This is a genomic window from Gimesia aquarii, from assembly GCF_007748195.1.
Classification (GTDB): Bacteria; Planctomycetota; Planctomycetia; order Planctomycetales; family Planctomycetaceae; genus Gimesia; species Gimesia aquarii.
Map to the genome: position 1 here is coordinate 3669679 of NZ_CP037920.1, position 24267 is coordinate 3693945.

Sequence of the window (24267 nt, forward strand, 5' to 3'; positions counted from 1 at the left end):
GTGATGTGACTTATGGCGTGAATCGCTCTCAGGGCATTTTTTTGAAAAGTCTGGAGATTCTGAAAATAATTTCGCCAGTTCGTGCATCCTTATTACTAAAAGCCGCGGTTTTGTTATTGAACGGGAGTAGATATTGGCCACCGGTAACGATGGCAAGCTCGCCCCCGAGATCGTCCATCAATTATTTGAACAGCATGCTGCCGAATTGCGCGCTTTTTTAACGGGGCTCTTACGCGACCACGATTTTGTTGATGAAGTAATTCAATTAACTTTTTCCAAAGCACTACAATCAGGCAATCAGGCAAAGGAAGAAACCAGAAAAGGTTGGTTATTCAAAGTCGCTTATCACGAATCAATGGCTTTGTTGCGTCGGAGTAAAATTGATAAAAAATCACTGAAAAATTTGTGTCATACAACGGCTGTTTATTGGACTGAAAAACCAGAGCATCAACTTTTAGAAAATGAGAATATTGAACAAGTCAGGCAAGCGTTGAGTAAACTGCCCGAAAATCAACAAGAAGTAGTGATCGCGAGGATCTACCAAAATAAAACATTCAAAGAGATTGCTCAAGAATATGAGCTTCCACTAGGTACTGTATTGACGCGAATGCGAATTGCAATCAAAACCTTGTCAAAACAACTTGATAATCCAGCAGAGAATCGTTGATATTAGTTTTTACATTCTATTTTTAAGACGTATTTCATGAGTGACACATCAGGCAACCCCGTTCCTAATAATTCTCCAGATGATCTGGAGTGGGTAGCATTCCAATATGTGTCTAATGCGCTTTCTGAACAGGATTTACAACGGTTTGAAGAATCACTCAGCGAGAGACAGGATGCCCGAGAAGCTTTAGCTACTGCCACTCAGCTAATCGCGGGTTTGAAAACGATTGAACTAACACCAGTCAGTCTCTCAGGAACAGTCACGTCAAAGCAGACCGCTTTAGATCCTCGATCTGGCTCTTCTTCACGTGTTCAATACTGGACCTTGCTGGGGTGTGCTGTTGCTCTGCTATGTTCGGTTTCGTATTTGTTGAGCGTTTCACCCTACTGGACAACGACAAACTCACAAATCGTTGAAAATGAGCCTTCGCAAGATGATCTGGGACAATTACTTGATCTATGGTCTGAATCTGCTGAAGGTAGGAGCACCACTGTATCATCAAATTCTAACACTGTTCAAATTGATTTGATTGATCAACAAGCCAGTCTGGCTGAAGTTGATACATTAGAAGTTCCCGACTGGCTTTATACCGCGGTTTCACTTCCGGATGAAAGTGTGAATTGATGTCTTTGGCACGTTTTAATATCCAATATTTTAATAATTTCGTACCGGTGATCCCGATCTGCGTAATCGTTCTGTTTGCAGATCTGACTTATGCCGACGACTCAGCAAAAACGGGAACGGTTTCAGTTTCCGTAGAACGCTTGCAAAATAAGAAATCATTCACAAAATCTGTTACTACTACGAAAGAGCGGAAGGCTGCGACTGGCATTGGTCCCAATCGGGAAAAACTCGCACTCGAATTTGCGAAGCAGCATCATCCTGAATTAGCAAAATTAATTCAACGCCTCAAAAAACATAAACCACGTGAATATAAACGAGCACTTCGTGATTTGGACAACACACGCACCAAATTGGAACGCTTCAAAACTAGGGATACAGAACGTTATCGTCTGACTTTGGAACGTTGGGAAGTCGATTCTCGCATCCGTCTTTTAGCAGCCCGGGTTTCAGTAATGGGAAGCGCAACAGACAAATCAAAATTAAAAAATCTGATTACAAAACGAGTCGACCTTCAGCTGGAACTTTTGCGATATGATCAAAAACAAGCTGAAAGACGAGTTGAAAAGCTTCAAAAATCAATCTCAGAAATTGTTGAAAACCGAGATGACTATATTGATGCTGAGTTTAAAAAAATAAATCGTAGTATCAAGAAAACTGGTCAAAAAAATAAAAACAAGAAGTAAGCGGATTACTTTTTGACTGACGATATTTCGTCCTTATGACAAGGTGTGTTATGAAATCAACCAAAATGACAAATTTTTATTCTACATATGTAGCCGGAATCCTGGCATTAGTTGCTTTGACGACGACGGTTAAGGCGGCGAATGACACACAAATCAAAAAACCGGTCAGTCAGCGTTTTGCTGACGCTGGTAACAAGGAAGTCCCTCAATTTCAACAGCATGTTGTTCCTCTGCTTGGAAAACTCGGGTGCAACGGACGTGCTTGCCATGGTTCCTTCCAAGGTAAAGGCGACTTTCGGCTCTCACTGTTTGGTTACGACTTCATCATGGATCATAAACAGATTACCGCGGAAGACGTTGCGCGGATTGATCTCAAAGAACCTGTCAAAAGCTTAGTCCTGCAAAAACCTCTTGAAGAAATTGACCACGAAGGTGGCAAACGCTTTGATGCGGGTAGCTGGCAACACCAGCTCTTAACTCGTTGGATTGAAGGTGGCGCATTGGGAGTTCCGAAGGAAGCTCCGAAATTTAAGCGACTGGTGATAACTCCGAATTCCATACAATTCAATAAAGAGGGAGAGACCGTTGCGTTGCGTGCCGTTGCAGTCTGGTCAGATGGCGCTCAAGAAGACGTCACTCCACTTTGTCGATTCCAAACCAATAACGAACAGATCGCGACAATTTCACCAGAGGGTTTAGTTACTGCACAAAAACCAGGCGATACCCACGTCGTTGCGTTTTACGATTCGGGAGTCATTCCCATTCCTGTAATTCGACCTGTTTCCGATCAATATGGCAATAAATATCCTGAAATCGCAACATCAACTCCCGTTGATAAACATGTCATTAACAAGTTGAAAAAATTAGGTATGGTGCCTGCGGAAAAATGTACTGATGCAGAATTTTTGCGTCGTATCAGTTTAGACCTTTCTGGAACTTTACCTGCTCCACACGAAGTTGAATCGTTTGTTAATAACACATCACCAGACAAGCGATCTAAAAAGATTGATGAACTACTGGAATCTCCCGGCTATGCAGCCTGGTGGACTACAAAGTTATGTGACTTTACCCAGAATAATTATGATGATTTAATCAATGTGTCTCCGGTTCGGGAACGTCCCAGTCAGGATTGGTACGACTGGATTAAAAAACGCGTTGCGGACAACGTCGGCTATGACGAAATTACCGAAGGAATCTTACTGGCAACCAGCCGTGAACCTCAAGAAAACTTTGAGCAGTTCACGACTGCGATGAATGCGATTTATCAGGACAAATCTGACAAGGAGTTTGCTGATCGTGGCCACATGCCCTACTACTGGGCAAGACGCAATTTTCGAAATCCTGATGACCGTGTTTTAGGGTTTGCATATACATTCCTGGGGATCCGAATTCAATGTGCCCAGTGTCATAAGCATCCCTTCGACCAGTGGACACAAACAGATTTCAAAGAGTTTCGCGGGTTCTTCACGCGTGTTAATTTCGGAGTCAATCCGGAATCAAGGACTGAATATACAGCGATGGTGAAAGAACTTGGTGCAAATAAGTTGCGAGGAAATCAACTACTCCGTGAGCTGAATAAAAAAGTCAAAGGCAAGAAGAGTGTCCCCTTCCAGGAAGTCTATGTGACAAAAGCACGGCCTGTACGCACCAATAACAAAAATAAAAATAAGAAAAGACGACGCAATAATTCACGGAGTCCTGATACAGCGAAATTACTGGGGGCCGAAGTCGTGAAAATCAGTCAAATGCAAGATCCTCGGACTGCATTGATGGAATGGTTACGTCGGGAAGATAATCCTTATTTTGCAAAAGCGTTTGTGAACCGTGTCTGGGCTTCTTACTTTAATCGAGGAATCATTGAGCCACCTGACGATTTAAATCTGGCGAATCCCCCCAGTAACGGACCATTGCTTGATTATTTATCGCGTGAGTTTATTCGACATGATTTTGATATGAAATGGCTGCATCGCCAAATTACGAATAGCGATACTTATCAGCGTAGTTGGAAAACCAACAAAACAAATGAATTGGATGAAATCAACTTTAGTCACTACATCCCCCATCGTTTACCCGCTGAAGTATTATACGATGCAATTCACCAGGCGACTGCTTCGGATGATGCGATCGACTCTATGAAAAACAGTGTTGATGGGCGTGCAATTGGAATCCCTGCGTCTGGAGTACGTAATCGTACAATTAGAGACAAGCAATATGCGCTGACGATTTTTGGTCGTTCCACTCGCGAAAGTAACTGCGACTGTGATCGTTCAGTCGATCCCAGCTTACTACAGACGATGTATATCAAGAATGATAATGATGTTTATTCAGCGATCAATCGTTCTAACGGCAGTTGGTTATTCCAGGTTGGTCAGCAATTAGGGGCGGTTCAAAAGCCGGCTGAACGAAAAGAGCGATTCAATAAGCGAATTGATCAACTCAAAGAACAATCGAAATCGACGAAACAGCAGGTTGCAAAATTACAAAAACAAAAAAACAAGAAAAAAGAACTACAGCAGGCGCAAAAACGGTTGCGGGCTTTGAAAGCGGAGCTAAGGAAAGTTCAACAAGCATCTAACAAGATGAAAAATACTCCGGTTCGCGTTCAGTCTTTTGAGCAACCTCTTGCCGAAGACAAAACGGAAGAAATTATTACTCGAACTTATTTAAGAAGCTTGAGTCGTTATCCAACTGAAGCAGAGAAAACTGCTGCCAAAAAGTATCTTGATGAATCCAAGGACAAAATGGCAGGTATTTATGATCTTGTTTGGGCAGTGCTGAATACTAAGGAATTCATGCTTAATCACTAGTTTATTTCTCAAACTGATCCGATTCATTTCAATACAACTACAAACAATTAGAGCCTGACCAAAAATGTTGGGCAATTCAATGCGAAAGGAATTCAAATGGCTATTTCAATGACATGTGATGGAGTAAAACGCCGTGATTTTCTCAAGGTCGGTGCACTCGGCTTCACAGGTTTGACACTTTCTTCTTATCTAAGAATGGTCGATGCCGGAAAAACCAAATCAAAAGGTGCCAAATCAGCTATTTTTATTGAGCTACCAGGCGGTCCCTCCCATATGGACACGTTTGACTTGAAACCGGAATCACCGAGTGAGTATCGTGGAGAATTCAATCCGATCAAAACAAACATTGACGGAATTGAAGTCTGTGAGCATCTACCAAAGCTTGCTTCTTGTATGGATAAGTTTGCACTGCTACGCGGTGTCTCGCACTCTGTTGCAGCGCATGCTTTAGGACGTTCTTACGTCAATACTGGTAATCGTCCGTTGCCTTCTTTGGAATATCCAGGTTATGGAGCCGTATTTACAAAAGAAAACCCAGGACCTGAAAACCTTCCTCCTTATGTTTCGATTCCCAATTCGACTCAAAAACCTGGTTTTCTCGGTGTCAAGTATGCTCCACTCAATACCGGTGCGACTCCTCGTCCCGGCCAACCGTTCAATGTACGAGGAATTTCTCTCCGTTCTGGTTTGACAGTTGAGAACATCGAACGCCGTGAATCGCTGTTACGAGATATTGATCAAACCTTCAACGGGTTAGAAAAGAATTCGCAGTTAATTGAAGGGCTGGATCAGTTTGGTCAACAGGCCTATTCAATCATCACATCCAAAAGAGCACGAGATGCGTTTGATATCTCTAAAGAATCTCCCGCATTTTCGAAACCATTTGGCGAATCCAGTTTTGGGCAAAGTTGTCTGTTAGCTTCACGTCTCGTTGAGTCGGGAGTTCGTTTTGTGACTGTTTCCACTGGTGGCTGGGACACACACCGAAATAACTGGGACAGTCTGGAGAATCGATTACTGCCTTCGCTCGATACTGGTCTCTCAGCGCTCTTTAACGGACTTGCTGAAAAGGGATTGCTCGAGTCGACAGCAGTTTATGTGACGGGGGAATTTGGACGGACTCCTAAAATCAATAGAGAACGTGGTGGACGCGATCACTATCCCCGCTGCATGTTTATGTTAATGGCAGGAGGCCAGGTCAAAGGGGGACAGGTTATTGGAAAGAGCGACGACAAAGGGACCGGACCGATTGACGATGGTTATTCTCCGGACGATGTTGCCGCTTCATTCTACCACAATCTCGGTATCGATTTCACACAGGAATATCATACGAATACAGGACGTCCCATCACAATTGTTCGTGATGGATCTGTGATTGATAAGCTGTTCACATAACATTAGGACGATTTCAAGATTTCAGCCAATATATCTATGTGTAGATCTGGCATTATCGGTGATTAAATTATTTCCTGAGGGGGAATGAAAATGTTGAAACTATCAAAAGCGCTTTTGACGATGACTTTAATTTTGGCCTGTGTTGCTTCAGTTGATGCAGCAGATAAAGAAGCAAAAAAGAAAAAAGGTAAAAAACAACAAACGGTTAGAATTCAGGCTTTGAATTTACCGAAAACGATCGAATTAACTGATGAACAAAAAGAGAAGATTGCTGGTCTAAAAAAGGAATACACACCTCAATTTGTTGCCTTACAGAAAAAGAACCGCGAAATTCTAACTCCCGATCAGCGTAAAGCCCGTGGTAAAGCAATGAAGCAGGCAAAAGAAGAAGGTAAAAAAGGGAAAGAACTTCGTTCTGCCGTTAATTCTGCTCTCAAGCTCTCTGATGACCAGAGCAAGCAAATGAAAGAAGTGGGGGCAGAAATGAAAAAACTGAATGGTGAAGTCAGAGGTAAACTTTCAAAAATCTTGACCGCCGATCAACTCGCTAAAATTAAAAAACCTGGGAAAGGTTCAAAAAAGAAAAAGAAGAAAAATACTTAATTCGATGGAGTCGTTTTGACTTCTTGTGCTGAATTACTTGTTGGCCAATCAGCATGATCGCTCCCCTGGTTCTACTATTTGAACCAGGGGTATTTTTTGTATAAATCGAATTTTAGCTAGAAAATGTAGACGAGTTCGCTCTGAACAATCACAAAAAAGAGTTGTTTTTGCTCCTAAATCCTGATATAAACATGAGTTGATGTGATTCTGTTGTACAAGAGCAGATATGTTCTGATTTCGAGCTTGGAGCGTGATTGATGCTACGGCCTGTTCAATCTTTCTACACAGAGCGCCTATTGTTTATCATCTTTTTGATGTTGGTAGGCACCATAACAAATGTAGATGCCAAAGATGCTTCGTCAAAAAGTAAAGGGATCGAGTTTTTCGAAGCAAAAATTCGTCCTGTATTGATAAAACACTGCTATGAATGCCATGCTTCGAACTCCAAGTCGGTTCGGGGTGGATTACTACTCGATACTCGTGCTGGAACTCTGAAGGGAGGAGATTCTGGGGCAATATTCACTCCTGGAAAGCCAGAAGAGAGCCTGTTATTAGAATCACTCCGGTTTGAGAGTTTTGAAATGCCTCCTTCCGGCAAGCTGGCACCGGAAATCATTGCTGATTTTGAGACATGGATTAAAATGGGAGCCCCTGATCCAAGAGATGGGGAAAGCAAGATTGTCAGGCAGAGTATTGATATTGAAAAAGGAAAACAATTCTGGGCTTTCCAGCCTGTCAAAAAACGATCCCTACCCAAAGTTTCTGATCCTGCCTGGAGTCGATCAGATATTGATCGATTGATTCGGTTTGCCCAGGAAAAACAAAATCTGACCACAGCACCCGATGCAGATCGTACAACTTTAGTACGTCGACTCTATTATGATTTGATTGGTCTGCCTCCAACGCCCCATCAAATGGATCAATTTCTAAGTGATGAGAGTCCTGATGCTGTTGCACGTCTAGTTGATCAACTACTTGCATCGCCTCATTTTGGAGAGCGTTGGGGCCGTTACTGGTTGGACGTTGCCCGCTATTCACAATCAACGGGTGGAGGTCGCTCATTACTATACCAGTCAGCCTGGAGATACCGCAATTATATCATTGATGCTTTTAATCAGGATAAGCCCTTTGATGAATTTATCATGGAGCAAATTGCCGGAGATTTGCTGGAATCCAACAACTATTTACAAAAACGTGAGCAGTTATTTGCAACCGCGTTTCTAGTTCTAGGACCAACTAATTATGAGCAACAAGACAAAGAACAATTGCGCATGGACGTCATTGACGAGCAGATTCAAACTGTAGGTCGTGCCTTTCTGGCGATGACCCTCGGTTGCGCCCGTTGCCACGATCATAAATTTGATCCAATTCCTGCAACTGATTACTATGCTTTGGCTGGGATCTTTCGCAGTACAAAAGTCTTAACTCCCGGAAATGTTTCCGGCTGGACAAAACGGCCTCTCCCGCTTTCGCCAGAGAAGCAGCGTACAAGAGATGAGTACATTCAAGTGATGGCACGACTCACCGCTGATCAGAAAGTTAAACAGACTGAATTGAAGGAATTGGAGCAGAAATTAAATACGATCACACTCGATGATTCTTCTGCCACACTTGTCGGAAACTGGCAGAAATCGACGTTTTTTAAAGACTATGTTGGCCAGGGTTATATTCACGACCAGCATGCTGCCAAAGGGAAAAAGCAGGTTAAATTTTCTCCAAAGCAGCTCAAGTCAGGCCGCTATGATGTGCAGTTGGCATATAACTCTGCCGAATCTCGCGCCTCACGTGTTCCTGTCACGATTAAAACATCAAAAGGAGAGCATACCGTTTATGTGAACCAGAGAATCGAACCGTCTGATGGTGCATTCTCCTCATTGGGTGAATTTGAATTTTCTGGTACAAAAAACGAGGAAGTCATTATTTCGAATGCAGGAACTGATGGCTATGTGATTGTAGATGCCATTCGTTTCATTTCGGCACCGGTCAGTCAAGATTCTGAAAAGCAGAAAGAGGTAGCGGTAAACCAATACAAACAGACTTTGCTCAAAATTAAAGAAACAAAAAAACAACTTAAATCACTCAAACTTGAGATCGCAAGCAAAAAGAAAGCAGCCCCGCCAAAAGTTGCAGAAATCATGTCCATTTACGAAGACGAGCAACCGGGAGACTATCATCTTCTCATTAGAGGCGATGTGCATAATCTCGGAAAAAAAGTCCCACGTGGATTTCTTTCTGTTGCTCAAGTACGAGATTCCATCACGATCCCGAAGGCCTCAAGTGGACGGCTTGAAATGGCCCAATGGATAGCCAACCCACAAAACCCTTTAACGGCACGTGTTTATGTGAATCGGATTTGGCGCCATTTGTTCGGAGTCGGTTTAGTGCGCACTGTCGATAATTTCGGCACACGAGGGGAGTTACCTTCCCATCCCGAATTACTAGATCATTTAGCCTTGAAGCTGATTGAGAGTGGGTGGTCAACCAAATCGATGATTCGTGAAATCGTGCTTTCCAAAACGTATCAACTTTCAAGTGAATCGACTGCGAAACAACGTACGGCTGATCCAGACAATCGACTCTTAACCCATCAGAATCACAGACGTCTAGATGCGGAAGCAATTCGAGATACGATTTTGTTTGTCAGTGGAAATCTTGACCTTTCTCGACAAAACCAGACAATCAAAGAGAACACAAAATCAGAATATGGTTATCAATTTACGAATAATTATCGAAGTGTCTATATCCCCGTCTTTCGTAATCGATTGCACGAGCTATTGGCCATATTTGACTTTCCGGATCCCAATTTGTCTGTAGGAAACCGTAATACAAGTACCTTGTCAACTCAGGCCCTCTATCTGATGAATAACCCTTTTGTGATCAATCAATCACAAAAGCTTGCGAAACGGTTGATTGAAGAAGTTTCCGAAGATCAATCTTCTCGTATCGACACACTGTTTCAAATGACTCTCGGGCGGTTACCCAATTCGAGTGAAAAAACAGGGATGGCACGCTTTTTAAGTGAGGCAAAATTGAAAGGCGGAGCATCTGAAAGAGAAGCCTGGACTGCAGCCTGTCAAACAGTGATTGCCTGTATTGATTTTCGATATATCAAATAATTACCAGCAAATTACTTAATCATAAATCTGGAGCCTTTCATGTTGGATGCGAATCGTCCTGTTTCAAGAAGGAATCTATTACGATCATCAGCTTGTGGCTTTGGCTCGCTGGCATTCTCAGGTCTGCTTTCTCAAACCCGCGCTAATACCCCTAGTGTTGCTCTTCAAAACCCCTTGGCACCACAAGAGCCGATGTTTACTCCTCGCGCCAAACGGATCATTTTCATCTTTATGCAGGGAGGGCCAAGTCACGTTGATACGTTTGACTATAAACCACTGCTTGAAAAGAAAAACGGCGCTGAACTGGAATTTAAGAATTCACGCACGATTGCCAAAACTGGAACTTTTGGTAAAGAAAAGGTCATGCAGTCTCCCTGGAAGTTTCGGCAATACGGTGAATGTGGTCATTGGGTGTCGGACCTTTTTCCGGAGATTGGTCGACAAGTTGACGATTTGTGTTTCATTCACAGTATGCATACTAATGGTGTCGCACATGGCCCCAGCACTTTGTTTCTGCACACAGGAACGACAAATCTAATCATGCCCTCGGTTGGTTCCTGGATCACCTATGGATTGGGAACAGAAAACGAAAATATCCCTGGTTTCATTACAATTTCTCCCTCTTCAGCGAATGGGGGGCCACGAAATTACTCGAATGCGTTCCTTCCCTCACATTTTCAGGGAACCACACTGGGAAGAGCAGGGCAACCAGCCAGGGAAGCACGCTTCAATAATATCAAAAATCAGCAATGGTCTCTCAATAAGCAGCGCCAACAACTTTCACTTCTACAGTCATTGAATCAGAGCCAGCTGCAAACACACAAAGAAGATGATGAATTGTCTGCTGTGATCAATTCCTACGAGCTTGCATTTCGCATGCAGCAACACGCACCCGGACTAACAGATCTTTCTGGTGAATCAAAAGCAACACTTGATATGTATGGAATTGATCAGAAAGAAACGGAAGACTTTGGACGTCAGTGTCTTTTAGCACGTCGCATGGCAGAGGCGGGAACTCGTTACATTCAGGTGAACTATGCAGACAATGGTAACAATCCACGTTGGGACCAGCACAGCAAAATACAACGCCATGAAATTCATGCCAAAGCTACAGATAAACCAGTTGCTGGTCTGATTCAAGACTTGAAACAACGAGGTTTACTCGAAGATACTTTAGTTTGGTGGGGTGGCGAATTTGGCAGGAATCCCTTTATGCAGGGAGCCGATGGCCGCGATCATAATCCGAAAGGTTTTACTCATTTTCTATGTGGTGCAGGTGTAAAATCTGGATTCTCATACGGAGCCACCGATGAGTTTGGTCATGAATCTATCGAAAATAAAGTCCATATGCATGATATGCATGCAACCTTGCTCCACCTGCTGGGGGTTGATCACGAACGTCTCACATATCGTCATGCTGGTCGCGATTTTCGCTTAACAGACGTTGAAGGGCATGTGAAAAAAGATCTGTTTTCGTGATTATTTAAGACTGGCTCTTTAGTTCTTCTGCTTCCGAAATCAAACGATTGTCAAAAGTAAAACCAAGCGAAGCATATCGTTCTTGAATCCGTTCCATACCCTGTTTGACCATAATCAGATCACAGCCATGACAGATGAATTTTGCTCCCATATCAAATAACATCTGTGTGTGCTTTGGAGTGCTGCTGACTGTTCCCCACCACTTCCCAGTGTTTTTTGCGGCTTCTGAAACGCGGCGGTAGGCATCTGTGATCAAAGGGTGATCAAACTGATAAGGAATGCCGGCAATCACACTCAAATCACCTGGTCCAAGCATCAACACATCGATGCCTGGCACATTCGCAATTGCTTCGGCTTGTTCGAGAGCATTGGGTGATTCCAGTTGTGCAATCAATAGCGTGTGGTCGTTGGCCGTTTTTAAATATTCTGGCATCGGCATACAGCAATAAGGATTGTCACCATTAGCACCGTCTACTCCCCTTTCTCCTTCAGGAGCAAATTTTGCCCAACGAACTAATTCTAAAGCTTCTTCTGCCGATTCACACCGTGGGTACATGATTCCTTGTGCGCCTGCTTCAAGCAATCGGCCCATTCTCATAAATTCACCTTTAGCCGGGCGCGCGATGATGTCTGATGTGCCAACGCGTGCAGCGCGCATCAGTGATGCTGCTGTTTCTCCACTGGTAGAATGGTGTTCCACATCAAGCCAGATCCCGTCAAATCCCATCAGGCTGACAAGCTCATAAACACTCGGGTCAGTGAAGTGACAGCACGTGATTAGTACAGGCTCCCCGCGATTTAATTTCGCTTTTACTCGACTCAATCTCATCTGCCACTCGCTCCTTATCAGAATATTAAATTTGTAGATTATTGATGGTCGAATAAAATTTCAATTCACTTTGGCTGTTTTCTCATCAAGCTGTGATTCACTTTCTGCCTCCGGCAAGTAGTGACGTAGTTGCATACGAATTAATGCGCGAGCACGTTCGATATCGTGATCACGAATCGCTTCTGCGAGTTCGGTATGCTCCCAGGCAATACGCTCTGTACTGCTATCATCAAGAGAGTCACTGATTGCAATATTACCAAAGAAGTCTACCAGAACACGCTGCATTCCAGCGATGATTTTTGAGCCCGTCATTTCCAATAATAGTGAGTGAAAAGCGATGTCGAGTTCCTTGCCCTGATTCACTTGCGTTTTGGAATTGATGACTGTTTTCATCTGTTCAGCAATATTCATCAATTGGGTTATCTGGCTGGGACTTGCATTCTTTACTGCTAACTCAACCGCACCTACTTCCAGAACATAGCGTAATCGTGAAAGTTCAGACACATCCTGCTTTGATTTTGCCAGAAATGGTAGGCTGGCTGAAAACAGCTTTACGGGATCAGGACGCCGGATAATGAGTCCTTTCCGTTGACGACCTTCAAGTAAACCAATTGCACGCAGTTGTCCTACAGCTTCACGTGCAACAGCACGTGATACATCAAATTGCTCTGCGACTTCAGCTTCAGTCATAAACAAGGAGCCATCTGGTAGTTCAGCTTGCTCAATATACTCTCGAATCCGTTCTGAAAGTTGATACGAAAGGTTTTTTCTTGGTTCTTCAGGCATAAATAAAACCTATTTATTAAGAATTTAATTAGCCCCAAATAATGAGTCCACTTAATAAATTGCTAAATATACAGTATTTTATAAGCAGAGAGGGTTTATGGTTGAAATGCGATTTTCATTATAATAGTATTTTATTGAAATTCAACAGTATTGAATTGGTTTTGACTCAAGGAGATCAAATATTGCGATTTATTATCTTCGTGATCATTTTCAATATTCATTTGTCAGTTTCACATCTCTCGGCACGCGATATCCGAGTTGATCCAACATCTGGCGATGATTCATCAACCTTTGGTCCGGTAAAGTCTATAAGTCGGGCGATTCGTATTGCGAAACCTGGCGACACGATTCACCTGCTTCCAATTGTCTACCGAGACTACGCCGGTTTTTATGGTGTGCAGGGCGAACCTGGTAAGCCGATCACCCTTGATGGACATGGTGCAATACTAGAAGGCTCTGACCCACTTGATCCAAAGCAATGGCAAGAAGTTCAGCCTGGATTGTTTCGTTGCAGCAACCTATTGCCCCATCTTAACAATGCTATTATTAGCCGGTGGTTTTTCCTCTGGAACGGCAAGATGAATCATATGGGGCGTACTTCAAAAGGGCCCAGTGCACCTCTGAAAAAGCCTGAGGAACTAGAATCTGGAGAGTGGACTTTCATAGAAGATGTTAGCAGGAAACAATCTGAATCAAACAAAATATTCGGTGACTTCTATCTAAAGCTATCACCGGGAATGGAGCTTGCCAAAGCGAATATTTTTGTGCCCACTCGATCAGCTGGCGTACAATTTAGCAGCAACAAAGAAAATCATAATGCGCATTTAATCATTCGCAACCTGACAGCGACACATCCCTACAACGATGGATTTAACATTCACGGCCATTGTGAAGATGTATTATTTGAAAACATTCGTGCCATTGAGTGTGGTGATGATGGTATTAGCGCACACGAAACAGCCCAATATCGTGTCGACGGTTTCGTCTCGATTGGAAATTCAACTGGAATCTGTGATACAGGAGACAGTCAGACGAGTTACAATCGCGTTTTCATTCGTGATTGCCTTGGGTTCGATCTCTACTTCCTTGATACAGGGCGATATTCTTTGAGCAATGCCGTAGTGCTTTCATCGGCAGCGAGAACCCTGCATGTCACCGGACGTGAGAAAAAATATCGACCATGTTCACTTAAGATTGATAATGTCTATATTCGCCGTATGACGGATGCGAATGAAGTTCGTGTCTCCAAGCACTCACGATTTGATGCACGCCGACTTACGTTGCAGGGACTCAAGTTTCAAGCAACGGGTGGAGAAGTCAAACTACATAATTCGATGATTAAAAGTGAACCTAAAGCGAAACAGAAACCTCCGCGCTATGACTACATTGCAGCCACCGAGTCACGGGGGCCTTTAGTATCAGAAGTGATCTTGTGGCGGGACGTGCGATGGATTGCAGATCACAATATTTATGATGTCAGCATGTTTCGCTTTGATAAAACAACTTACACGAAGAGTAATTTCAGTGAATTCCAAACGCTGACAGGTCAAGATACTCACTCACATTTCCAGATCTCTGCCGCAAACAATGAAAAAACAGGGGCTGATTTGAGAATGCTCGAGAAACTCGTAGTACCTGAAAATGACCAACCTCTGCTCCGGATCCCTTAGAACTAAGATGAAGATGAATCAGAAAGTTTTCAAATGAACAGACTACAATTGCCGGTTGCATCTCTAGCTCCCACATGGGGAAAACATACACTCCTGCTAGTGTTATTCGTTTTTTCATTACAGTTCAGTCCGCAAACTGTCAGAGGAGAGGAGCAAAACGCACGCGACTTGAAACCACCAGTTCGTGTCTCAGTTTCAGGTGGTCCTGAGGTGGAAGAGGCTGTTTTTTTCTCTTTCGATGATCATGCGATTCCGTGGCGAGATAATTTGCAACTTACTCCTGTTGAAGCGAAGAAGCATCCTGCCAATCCTGTTCTACGCCGTGGACCTGCTGGTACACCGGATCATGGTCATGCGATACTTTATGGAAGTGTACTCCAAATGGATGGAAAGTTTCGCATGTGGTATCTGGGGATGTTCGAAACCAAGATCAAAGCAGGGCAGGCACCTGGGTGGTGGCGTCCCATGTGTTATGCCGAAAGTACGGATGGAGTCAATTGGATCAAACCCAAATTAGGTCTCGTTGAATTCAATGGAAACAAGCAGAACAATATCTGCCTGGTGGAGTCTACGGTTCCTTCATTGTCTAAGGTGAATGACTTTCTAACCGTAATGTACGACCCCAAAGACCCTGATCCAAATCGTCGTTATAAATGCGTTTATATCGCACATCCACCATTTGATGATGTTCGAGGTGGACGTAGTCGAATTGGGCCTGATGAACGACGATGGGGGGCATTTATCAGTGCAACAAGTGCTGATGGGTTGAGTTGGAAAGTGATTGGAGACCGTCCCATGAACTCTGGCGGCGAACGTTTCGAAGTCTCAGGATTGTATCACTACAATGGATTTTATTACGCCACAGGACAGTTGATCTCTCCATGGACATGGAGAATGGATGGAAGTGATATCGGGCGGGTCATGCTCACGTACCGTTCATCTGACTTTAAAAATTGGTCACGAGCGAAAGCAACTTCTTTTGCAAGGCCAGGGCAATTCACGGCCAAACCAATCACTGGCCAACAAACACACATGGGAGCGGGGCTCTGGAATCGCGGTAATGCAATCATCGGGCTCTATGGCATGTGGCAGGATGCGGCAAAGAAACCAAAAGATAACGAATATTGGAATGAAGGCGTCACCGTCGATTTGGGATTGATTGTGAGTAATGATGGAATTCATTTTCGCGAGCCAGTAGCAGATCACAAAGTAATCTCACGAGGCAAAAAAAATGAATGGGACAATACTGCACTACTACAGGGGCATGCTTTTGCGAATATCGGTGATAAAACAATGATGTGGTATTCACATTGGGATACTGGTGGCAAACTACGAAATATGGAAATTGGCCTCGCAACACTTCGGCGCGATGGATTCGGCTATCTTTCTCGAAAGGTCTCTGATTCTGCTGCGTATTTTGCAACAGCGCCATTCAAAATTCGAGGTGATGCTAAACTTTTTGTGAATGTAGACGGTGTCTCTTCAACTGCGGCTCTCACCGTTGAATTGCTTGACGAACGCGCTAAGCCACTCGCTGGATTCTCTGGTAAAGATGCTGCTCAAATCAAAAAATCTGGCACACATCTCGAAGTGATCTGGCCAGGTTCGCATGACTGGTTACCTGCCAATAGGAACATCTCAGTCAAAGTGAGTTATCCAAAAGCAAATAGTGCCAAAGTATATGCTGTTTATGTTGGAAAGAATTAAGGCAAGACTATGAACGCATCCGTGAGTCAAGCTGCTAATGAAATCAATCCATATGTCTGGGCAACAATCAATGATGAAGATCTCAAACTGTTCGATCAACAGTTAAAGAGTTTTGTTCCACCAAATTCATTTGATGCACATGCACATCTTTGGCGTACTGCCGACCTAGGAACACCGACTCCACCACTGGCGGCGGCAGGGCCTTCTGAAGTTACTCGGGCAGTATATGATGAAAGACTTTCACTCTGGATGCCGGAACGGTGTCCAACAGGGGGGCTGTTTTTTCCATTTCCCACACGTACATTGAATGTTGAAGCAGCAAACCAGTTTTTGGCAGACCAGGTGAAAGAGTCACCAGATTCGCGTGGTCTGATGATTGTCACACCACGTCAAAAGCCAGAAGCAGTTGAGCAACAAGTCGTTAACGATGGTTTTGTTGGATTCAAAGTATATCACTTATTTGCCGAACGAGAAGACACGCTATTTGCACCGACGGAAGAGTTCCTCCCAGAATGGGCCTGGGAACTGGCGCATCGGTATGAGCTGGCGATCATGTTGCATATGGTGCTGCCACGAGCATTGGCAGAGCCCGCAAACCAAACATACATTCGTCAGCATTGCGAGCGATACCCTGGTGCGAAATTGATCCTTGCCCACGCAGCTCGTGGCTTTTGTGGTCGCCATACAGTCGAAGGCATCTCTTCATTACGAGGATTGGAAAACGTTTTTTTTGATACTTCTGCTGTATGTGAACCAGAGGCATTCGAGGCCATTCTGAAAGTTTTTGGTCCCACCCGACTCTTTTTTGGTGCCGACTTTTGTGTTACGGAAATGCGCAGCCGTTGTATCAACCTGGGAGATGGTTTTTTATGGCTCGATGAGATTCGACCAGATTTCAGCCACTCTCGATTTGCAAAACCAACACTTCTCGGGATCGAGTCACTACTGGCACTGAAACAGGCATGCGAAAATCAGCATCTGACCGATGGGGATGTGGAAGAAGTCTTCTGCCTGGGAGCCAGACGACTGCTCAAGTTACCGCTGACTCAAAGCCCGCCAGATGTACAAGCTGTCTATCGAGAAGCAAAAGAGATCTTCCCTGGTGGTACGCAATTACTAAGTAAACGACCAGAAATGTTTGCGCCAGATCAGTGGCCCGCCTACTATCGTGAAGCCAGAGGCTGTGAAATCATTGATATCGAAGGACGCCATTTCATCGATATGAGCCTTGGTGGAATTCTTGCCTGTATTCTTGGCTACAGTGATCCAGATGTGAATTCAGCTGTGATTCGTCGTGTTACTCTTGGATCAATGGCGACTTTACAAACAGCTGACGAACTAGAACTCGCAAAACTACTGCTCAAAATTCATCCCTGGGCAAAAAATGCGAGGTTTACTCGCGCGGGAGGGGAATCAATGGTTGTTGCGGTTCGTATCGCACGCGCATTTACCGGACGCGATAAGGTCGCAATTTGCGGCTATCATGGTTGGCATGATTGGTATCTCGCCGCAAATTTACCTGTAAATGAAAATGGCCAAAAACAACAAATCGATCATTTAACCGGTCACCTTTTACCGGGCCTCGAACCACGTGGCGTTCCCACCAATTTAGCAGGAACAGCATTGACGTTCCATTATAACAAACTTGATGAGCTCGACGAAATCATTGCGAAACACGGTCATGAATTGGCTGCGGTAGTAATGGAACCAACTCGAAAAACAGATCCCGATCCAAATTTTCTTGAAGGTGTCCGCGAGCGCTGTGATCGCCTTGATACACCATTAATCTTCGATGAGATTTCAAGTGGTTGGCGACTCTGTCTTGGAGGCGCACATCGTAATTATGGTATTGAACCTGATCTAGCAGTCTTTGCTAAGGCACTCGGTAATGGTTTTCCCATCGGGGCGATTATCGGAACACAAGCAGTCATGCAAGCTGCTCAGGAATCTTTTATCTCCAGTACATTCTGGACAGAAGGTGTGGGACCCGCCGCAGCAGTAGCATGCGTAAAGAAACAAATGGATTTTGATATTCCTGCTCATCTGGCGCATATTGGATCTCTCGCCATTGAAGGCTGGGAAAAACTTGGATATAAGCACAAAGTACCTGTTAATACAGGAGGTCATCCAGCGATGGCGGTACTGACATTCGATCATCCAGAAGCAGCAGCACTGACTACACTAATGACTGCTCGCATGCTGAATCATGGCTTCCTTGCCGGTGGTGCTTTTAACGCAAGCCTTGCGCACGAGCCACGACATGTCGAAGCTTATCTTGCCGCTTTGGATGAAGTATTTGAAGAACTTGCCACTGCAATCCAAGACGGAGAGATTCGAAAACGGATTGGTGGCCCAGTAAAACACACCGGATTTGCGAGATTGACTTAATTGATCGAGTTTCTCAATCGATCAAACATTCGTTTTGAATCACTGGAAGATGTAATTGGTTCCATTGGCTTGTGGCATCTAAATAAAAACACCACTGAATTCATAATCCAGTAGCGTTTGTTAGTCGGTACTAATGGAATCAGAATCTGTCTTTACGGTTACTCAGCAACGCGAACTGATGTAGCGCAGGGACCTTTACGGCCTTCACCAACTTCGTATTCGACCATTTGACCTTCTTGAAGTTCTTCAAAAGTTAACCCTTGTATTTCAGAATGGTGGAAAAACAAGTCGCCTTGTTCTCCTTCAATGAAGCCAAAACCGCGATCTGAAACTAACCTCTTGATTTTACCTTGTGGCATTTCTGCGCTCCAACATAAAAACCTATGACATACGGTCATGCTTAAAGTATAGCAAACCCGTAGTCCCAAAAAACAAAAAGCAGATAGAGCAACAAAAAACTGAAGCGAAAACTTACGTAGAAGCCCTGCTACGCAGAATGAAGCGGGAAGAGAAAAATGACTCAGAGTCAGTTATACCTACACCTTGTCTCTGCTCGTCACGAACTGCCATGACCACTGCATTATACTAGGTACTGGCTAAGTGTAAAGGCGACAAGCCTATTTTAAAGCGTTTCTTAACCTGCTCTCAAGCCATTGCTAACCACAAAAAAGAGGTATTGAGAGGTCGTAGACTTGGAAACCACTTTTACCAGAATGAAACTGCCGCTCCAAATAACACCATGAGCTTCTACCGAAAATTATAGCGAGCTACTTTCCTTTTGAAAGAAATATTAAAATTTAACGACAGACAAGGGCTTGAACTGCACATAGAAAGTTCCGTCGATTTACCAAAACATCAAGCGATAGTGGTTGTAGATCTCTTCCGGACCTAAGATTCGTTTGTAAAGCGCGAATTCATCAATTGCCCCAACAAACTGTCGCAGTGTATTCACAATTCTGAGTTGACCAAGATATAGTTTGTAAGTCGATGGCTCATTCTCCAGGTTAAGAAAAACGCGTCGGGTAATTGTTCCATCTATATACATCTCAAGCATATCATTTTTTTTAACGACAACAACATGCATCCATTGACCAGGGGTGCATCTTTCTTTCGAAAAGAGATTCGCACCAGTGAATCCATCAGGACTGGGAGGATATCGTTGGAGAAAACGGATGTTACCGAGATCATGAACAAGATGTGAAAGGTGCTTTTTAGTCATAATCTCAATAACGTTTAGATGTTTAATTCCAACGTCGTCATCATCTTGAACCACTGACAGGCAAGTCATGTGTGACAAATGATCTGCTTTTAACCAAAATTCTATCGAGAAGGGGCCTTCATTAAGAAGTGGAAATGGATCAGCAGACATAATCATGCGAGGGTTTCGCGAGGTATTAAATCGAGCATACCCATCAACAATCTGTAAGCTATTTGGCTCATCTAGATTTCGAATGATATTGGCCGGCCATTGAAGATTCATTTCATTTCGTACCTGTCCATGGTCTTCTGATTCAAAACGCCAGTAAACCAGAGGCTCAGACTTCTTTATCGACTCTACATAATCTTTCCTCACGGGTAAGGCTAACGATGGCGTTTCTACAACAGTTTGTGAAGTCGTCGACGAGTCTAGCTTGTTATTGACTGCTATTTTATTTTGATCAACGCGAGCTCTTTGTGATTCATTAAGCTTTTTGCTGACAATTGAATTTCCATCATTTCCTAAAAGAGAGACCTTTGCTTTACCTTTAATCACGTCTATATCAGTTGAACCATCTTTATCGACCTGAATACCGACCTCTGTTCCTAAATCAACGACTGCAGACTCCGGTGCATTGATAACAAAATCAATTGCAGATTCGGGAATTTGTGCGGTTGCCCTTCCAGATCGGAGAGTTGCAGACGACCGTGAGATCATATCAATCTCTGCCGGTCCAATAATCGTAATTTGTGCCCCGCTGAAAAATTCAAGTTTGATTTTTCCATGAGGAATTTTAAGTGTACCAGCCTTAAAACATCGTCCCAGTTTTAACTCATTAGAATCGATTCCTTCAACATGAGTTAGAATTGCAATGTCCGGTGTTTCTTTTTTCTTATCAGAAGTGTAAATGATACGAGGATTTTTTTGTTTTGGGGCTTCAGTAAGTTCAACTTTAGATGGGAGAGCATTGCTTGAAACTGAGTTTATTAAGAATGAGAGAAATAACAGGAAACATACAGCGCAGAGAGTCAGGGCGATGAATTTTTTGTTGGTTTTTGACTGATGCGGAATTCTTAATGGTACTATACCAGACGAGTGTGTATTGGAATTTGGTACTGAGCATTCTTCATAGAGTGCAGATTCAAGGTCGACTAACTGGATATATCGATCTCGAAAAGAAGTATCTGACTGGAGGCGGATCTGAATTGCTTCAAACTCGTCTTCGGAGATATGTCCATCAAGTAAACGACGAATAAGGTCGACGTCACTTTCGGGGATTTGCCCATCAGGAATTGATGCTGACATCTGATTAGGTCCTTTATATCCTGTCCAAAGCAGCGACTCGGCGCTCGATACAATCGGAAATTAATTTGCGTACTCGGTCTAGTCGTCGGTAGAGTGCTTTGACAGTACGCCCTTGCTCTTCGGCCAATGACTTAATCGTTGATGAATCTGTATATCTTCGTTCCAACATGTTTCGATCTTCTGTGGAAAGTTCGGCCAGACATTGTTTGAGTGCAGAACGTCGTTGGCTCAAGTATGACTCTTGTTCTTTTCGCGACTGTGTCAGAAGCGACATGATCTCCTCACTGAATATCAGCCTGCTACGGGCGCATTCCTTTCGAAAATTAAGTGATTCAAAATAGGCGAAACGTGTTGCCCATGGCAGGAAATCTCTCGTTTGGTCGTATTCCTCAAATTTTTCCCATAACACGAGTGCTGTTCGTTGTAACACTTCTTCTGCATCATCCCGACGAGGGATGAGCATCATAATATACCGTAACAGCTCACGATCATAAGTGACCATCAACTTGGCAAAAACATTTCCAGAAGGCTTCATCGTGTCACATTGATAAGGAGATTACTGGCGCCGCTGTTCGACCTCATCGGCTTGTTGTGAACTATCAGCCTTCTTCTCCAATTGGACGCACAATTCCCCCAGAAATGTTCTTTTTTTTTATTGATTAATGAATTTACAGACTAATTCCAACAAATTCATCAAATATTCACAAAACCTGAGGGGAATGTAAAACACGAAAGGAGAATTTGAGTAGGAGAAAGGTCCATGCATACACCCCATTTGGTCTTTCTTCGATTTATTTACCACCGTGAATGACAAGATACCTTTATTATTTTTATCTGGGGTGGATTCTTTATTGGGCTGGGATAATTAATTATGAGAAAAAGTGTACGTGGTTTCACGCTCATTGAATTGTTGGTCGTCATTGCCATTATCGCCATTTTAATTGCGCTACTTCTACCAGCCGTTCAACAGGCACGCGAAGCGGCTCGTCGATCTCAGTGTAAAAATAATTTGAAGCAACTTGGAATTGGCCTGCACAACTACTATGAGACGTTTTCACAATTTCCTCCTGGAGGTGTTCACTCCGGTGTACCGCGAAATGGAGGTAGTGGACACAGTTTTGGCCCCAGTTTTTATGGATTAATCTTACCATTCATGGACCTCGCTACCATGTATAATTCGATGGAATGGGAAGGGGAGTCCCCCGGCTATGTCAATGAAGGCGCTGGCAGCGCAGGTGATTTAAATCGTGTGATCGTCAATGAAGCAGGTCGTATCCCCGCATTCACATGTCCTTCATCGACACTGGCAGTTCGCAATGGGTCTTTTTGTCCTTTTGCTCATTATGCCGGTATCACAGGAGCCGCTGATCCAACGACATTTACTGAAAGTCGTATTTTTGATGATGGTAGCCTCGGTCTGATTTCGGGTGGAGGGATGCTCGTCCCAAATAAAGGAATACGTTTGCGCGACTGTACTGATGGTTCGAGTAACACCATCATGATCGGAGAGGCTAATGGAGAACTTGAACGGCTTATTGCCGGAACCTATTCGAAGTTGGCAGCGACTGGCACCACACACGGCTGGCTGATGGGACTTCGTGTAACTGGTACACCCCCCAACCTTCAACCAGTTGCAGCGAATTCTGATCAACGTTGTTTCAATCTCACCACTGTCAGGTACAGTCCTAACCAAGAGCCTTTTGCCAATCAACTCTTTCCTGGTATGGGCAGCAATGTGGGGGCAAATAACCCACTGATGTCTTTCCATGTTGGAGGGGTCCAGGTTCTGCTCGCAGATGGTTCTGTAAGGTTTCTCAGCGAAAACGTTCATCTTGAAACTCTGAAGCAGTTAGCTACACGTGATGATGGACAACCAATTGGAGAGTTCTAGGGTTGATTTCTTAATGAAGTCGATGACTTTGTGCGTGACTTGAGTCTTGCTACTAAGTTGATGTGCGTCTGAGCTTTGTGATCATAAAGGAAAATTACTCATGTATTTGTCCCGTCTTGTTATACCTTCATTACTGATTGTTTTGATCGGATTCACCTTTTCGGCATGCTCAAGCAAAACAGACTACGGTCCTATGGGGAGTGTCAATGGTAAGTTGACTCTCGATGGAAAAACCATTGATGAGGGAACGCAATTACTATTCATGAAAATGGACGCCGGATATGCTGCGTTTGGTGAGACTGATGCGGATGGAAATTATTCCATTACGTGGGCTCGAGACGGGGAACGTAAATCAGAACTTCCCTTAGGTAGTTACAAAGTACTAATCCAACCTCCTACGGTTGGTAAAAACACCGAAGAAATGTCTGCTGAAGAAATGCTTGAGGGTGGGGATGCTGCACCAGCCAAACCGAAGTTTCCTGTCAAGTATCAGCAACATTCAACCAGCGGACTTGAATACACCATTAAAGAGGGCGAGAATAAAATCGACATCGATTTGAAGTCAAAGTAAATATATATTGCAGCAATTCGCTTTACTAACCTATTCAGAAACAAAGCCTTAGTTCACATAGAGCTAAGGCTTTTTCAATGCCCTCGCAAGGAATCGTACCTAAAACCTACTGATTAAAAGTTGGCGGGTATTGTCCTATGGGATTCTCAAAGAAGCTGACTATAGGTTCGATGGCTCCTCCAATCGCTTTTATCGCCTCGGCCACCAATAACAAATCGGTTAGATATGTCGAATACTTAAAACACGAAATGTGATAGTTATCTAATCAACCGAGTATTTTAATTTGGTCTGGGTTCGTATAAACGAACTTTGTAATTTATTCAGCAGAGCAGGGAGAGAAGCTAAACGTGCAATGATTCTTAATGAATGAGATCTGGGATTCACAATGTTACTGCTTTTTACTTTCACATTCATACAAAGCGTCTGCAATCCACAAAAAAAGCCCCCTCAAACCGGAGTTTGAGAGGGCTGACGTTTTTCTCAGTCAGACGACTAGTTCAACAGCGGATTGTCGCCATCAACAATCGAACTGAAGAAGTCATCCACGT

19 protein-coding genes are annotated in these 24267 nt (G+C 43.7%); 14 read left to right on the top strand and 5 right to left on the bottom strand.

The genetic code is table 11. From position 1 onward, the window contains the following. The first annotated feature begins 133 nt into the window (after positions 1–133). The 8 genes from V144x_RS14435 (at position 134) to V144x_RS14470 (ending at position 11374) form a co-directional block, all read left to right on the top strand. The gene (locus tag V144x_RS14435) at positions 134–667 is read left to right on the top strand and encodes an RNA polymerase sigma factor (RefSeq protein ID WP_197998938.1); all 534 of its coding nucleotides are present in this window, start codon (positions 134–136) and stop codon (positions 665–667) included. Between the two features lie 36 nt (positions 668–703). Continuing rightward, positions 704–1291: a hypothetical protein gene (locus V144x_RS14440; protein ID WP_144985852.1), complete on the top strand. Its 588-nt coding sequence runs from the start codon at positions 704–706 to the stop codon at positions 1289–1291. Next, complete coding sequence (locus V144x_RS14445; protein WP_144985853.1) at positions 1291–1974, top strand: hypothetical protein; 684 nt, start codon at positions 1291–1293, stop codon at positions 1972–1974. The genes V144x_RS14440 and V144x_RS14445 overlap by 1 nt, the downstream gene beginning before the upstream one ends. Positions 1975–2024: 50 nt before the next feature. Then, the gene (locus tag V144x_RS14450; protein ID WP_232102818.1) at positions 2025–4781 is read left to right on the top strand and encodes a DUF1549 and DUF1553 domain-containing protein; all 2757 of its coding nucleotides are present in this window, start codon (positions 2025–2027) and stop codon (positions 4779–4781) included. A 96-nt stretch (positions 4782–4877) separates the two neighbouring features. Further along, positions 4878–6176 carry a DUF1501 domain-containing protein gene (locus V144x_RS14455; RefSeq protein WP_144985854.1) on the top strand — a complete coding sequence of 433 codons (1299 nt, stop codon included), beginning with the start codon at positions 4878–4880 and terminating at the stop codon, positions 6174–6176. A 90-nt stretch (positions 6177–6266) separates the two neighbouring features. After that, positions 6267–6779: a hypothetical protein gene (locus tag V144x_RS14460; protein WP_144985855.1), complete on the top strand. Its 513-nt coding sequence runs from the start codon at positions 6267–6269 to the stop codon at positions 6777–6779. Positions 6780–7036: 257 nt separating this feature from the next. Beyond that, entirely contained in the window at positions 7037–9895 is a 2859-nt protein-coding gene (locus V144x_RS14465) for a DUF1553 domain-containing protein (RefSeq protein WP_144985856.1), read from the top strand. Positions 9896–9934: 39 nt separating this feature from the next. Next, positions 9935–11374 carry a DUF1501 domain-containing protein gene (locus V144x_RS14470; protein WP_144985857.1) on the top strand — a complete coding sequence of 480 codons (1440 nt, stop codon included), beginning with the start codon at positions 9935–9937 and terminating at the stop codon, positions 11372–11374. Positions 11375–11378: 4 nt separating this feature from the next. Here the strand turns inward: V144x_RS14470 and V144x_RS14475 are convergent, their stop codons facing one another. Beyond that, positions 11379–12203: an HpcH/HpaI aldolase family protein gene (locus V144x_RS14475; RefSeq protein WP_144985858.1), complete on the bottom strand. Its 825-nt coding sequence runs from the start codon at positions 12201–12203 to the stop codon at positions 11379–11381. Positions 12204–12263: 60 nt separating this feature from the next. After that, positions 12264–12989 (bottom strand): FadR/GntR family transcriptional regulator, encoded by a 726-nt coding sequence (locus V144x_RS14480; protein ID WP_144985859.1) that lies wholly within the window; start codon positions 12987–12989, stop codon positions 12264–12266. Positions 12990–13171: 182 nt separating this feature from the next. Between V144x_RS14480 and V144x_RS14485 the strand changes: the two genes are divergently transcribed. The 3 genes from V144x_RS14485 to V144x_RS14495 are packed head-to-tail and all read left to right on the top strand — an operon-like array spanning position 13172 to position 18754. Then, on the top strand, positions 13172–14659 hold the full coding sequence (locus V144x_RS14485) for a hypothetical protein (protein WP_144985860.1): 1488 nt from the start codon (positions 13172–13174) through the stop codon (positions 14657–14659). 33 nt (positions 14660–14692) lie between these two features. Further along, positions 14693–16366 carry a hypothetical protein gene (locus tag V144x_RS14490; RefSeq protein WP_144985861.1) on the top strand — a complete coding sequence of 558 codons (1674 nt, stop codon included), beginning with the start codon at positions 14693–14695 and terminating at the stop codon, positions 16364–16366. A gap of 9 nt (positions 16367–16375) precedes the next feature. After that, on the top strand, positions 16376–18754 hold the full coding sequence (locus V144x_RS14495; protein WP_144985862.1) for an aminotransferase class III-fold pyridoxal phosphate-dependent enzyme: 2379 nt from the start codon (positions 16376–16378) through the stop codon (positions 18752–18754). Between the two features lie 158 nt (positions 18755–18912). Here V144x_RS14495 and V144x_RS14500 read toward each other — a convergent pair whose 3' ends face one another. From V144x_RS14500 to V144x_RS14510, 3 genes are all read right to left on the bottom strand, one after another. Beyond that, positions 18913–19113: a cold-shock protein gene (locus V144x_RS14500; protein WP_144985863.1), complete on the bottom strand. Its 201-nt coding sequence runs from the start codon at positions 19111–19113 to the stop codon at positions 18913–18915. Positions 19114–19598: 485 nt separating this feature from the next. Further along, positions 19599–21257: a LamG-like jellyroll fold domain-containing protein gene (locus V144x_RS14505; RefSeq protein WP_144985864.1), complete on the bottom strand. Its 1659-nt coding sequence runs from the start codon at positions 21255–21257 to the stop codon at positions 19599–19601. Positions 21258–21270: 13 nt separating this feature from the next. Then, a complete protein-coding gene (locus tag V144x_RS14510; RefSeq protein ID WP_144985865.1) occupies positions 21271–21792 on the bottom strand; it encodes a sigma-70 family RNA polymerase sigma factor in 522 nt (173 codons plus the stop codon). A gap of 336 nt (positions 21793–22128) precedes the next feature. On the opposite strand from V144x_RS14510, the gene V144x_RS14515 reads away from it, so the two are divergent. The 3 genes from V144x_RS14515 to V144x_RS28725 all read left to right on the top strand — a co-directional run. Then, positions 22129–23148, top strand: a complete 1020-nt coding sequence (locus V144x_RS14515) for a DUF1559 domain-containing protein (protein ID WP_144990904.1) — start codon at positions 22129–22131, stop codon at positions 23146–23148. A gap of 100 nt (positions 23149–23248) precedes the next feature. Continuing rightward, positions 23249–23719 carry a hypothetical protein gene (locus V144x_RS14520; protein ID WP_144985866.1) on the top strand — a complete coding sequence of 157 codons (471 nt, stop codon included), beginning with the start codon at positions 23249–23251 and terminating at the stop codon, positions 23717–23719. 366 nt (positions 23720–24085) lie between these two features. Continuing rightward, on the top strand, positions 24086–24267 hold a 182-nt coding region (locus tag V144x_RS28725), incomplete at its 3' end, for a hypothetical protein (RefSeq protein ID WP_232102819.1).

Bases quoted from the DNA above. Each gene is read 5' to 3' on its own strand.
- V144x_RS14440 (WP_144985852.1), top strand. From the start codon at position 704: ATGAGTGACACATCAGGCAACCCCGTTCCTAATAATTCTCCAGATGAT.
- V144x_RS14445 (WP_144985853.1), top strand. From the start codon at position 1,291: ATGTCTTTGGCACGTTTTAATATCCAATATTTTAATAATTTCGTACCG.
- V144x_RS14450 (WP_232102818.1), top strand. From the start codon at position 2,025: ATGAAATCAACCAAAATGACAAATTTTTATTCTACATATGTAGCCGGA.
- V144x_RS14455 (WP_144985854.1), top strand. From the start codon at position 4,878: ATGGCTATTTCAATGACATGTGATGGAGTAAAACGCCGTGATTTTCTC.
- V144x_RS14460 (WP_144985855.1), top strand. From the start codon at position 6,267: ATGTTGAAACTATCAAAAGCGCTTTTGACGATGACTTTAATTTTGGCC.
- V144x_RS14465 (WP_144985856.1), top strand. From the start codon at position 7,037: ATGCTACGGCCTGTTCAATCTTTCTACACAGAGCGCCTATTGTTTATC.
- V144x_RS14470 (WP_144985857.1), top strand. From the start codon at position 9,935: ATGTTGGATGCGAATCGTCCTGTTTCAAGAAGGAATCTATTACGATCA.
- V144x_RS14475 (WP_144985858.1), bottom strand. From the start codon at position 12,203: ATGAGATTGAGTCGAGTAAAAGCGAAATTAAATCGCGGGGAGCCTGTA.
- V144x_RS14480 (WP_144985859.1), bottom strand. From the start codon at position 12,989: ATGCCTGAAGAACCAAGAAAAAACCTTTCGTATCAACTTTCAGAACGG.
- V144x_RS14490 (WP_144985861.1), top strand. From the start codon at position 14,693: ATGAACAGACTACAATTGCCGGTTGCATCTCTAGCTCCCACATGGGGA.
- V144x_RS14495 (WP_144985862.1), top strand. From the start codon at position 16,376: ATGAACGCATCCGTGAGTCAAGCTGCTAATGAAATCAATCCATATGTC.
- V144x_RS14500 (WP_144985863.1), bottom strand. From the start codon at position 19,113: ATGCCACAAGGTAAAATCAAGAGGTTAGTTTCAGATCGCGGTTTTGGC.
- V144x_RS14505 (WP_144985864.1), bottom strand. From the start codon at position 21,257: ATGTCAGCATCAATTCCTGATGGGCAAATCCCCGAAAGTGACGTCGAC.
- V144x_RS14510 (WP_144985865.1), bottom strand. From the start codon at position 21,792: ATGAAGCCTTCTGGAAATGTTTTTGCCAAGTTGATGGTCACTTATGAT.
- V144x_RS14515 (WP_144990904.1), top strand. From the start codon at position 22,129: ATGAGAAAAAGTGTACGTGGTTTCACGCTCATTGAATTGTTGGTCGTC.
- V144x_RS14520 (WP_144985866.1), top strand. From the start codon at position 23,249: ATGTATTTGTCCCGTCTTGTTATACCTTCATTACTGATTGTTTTGATC.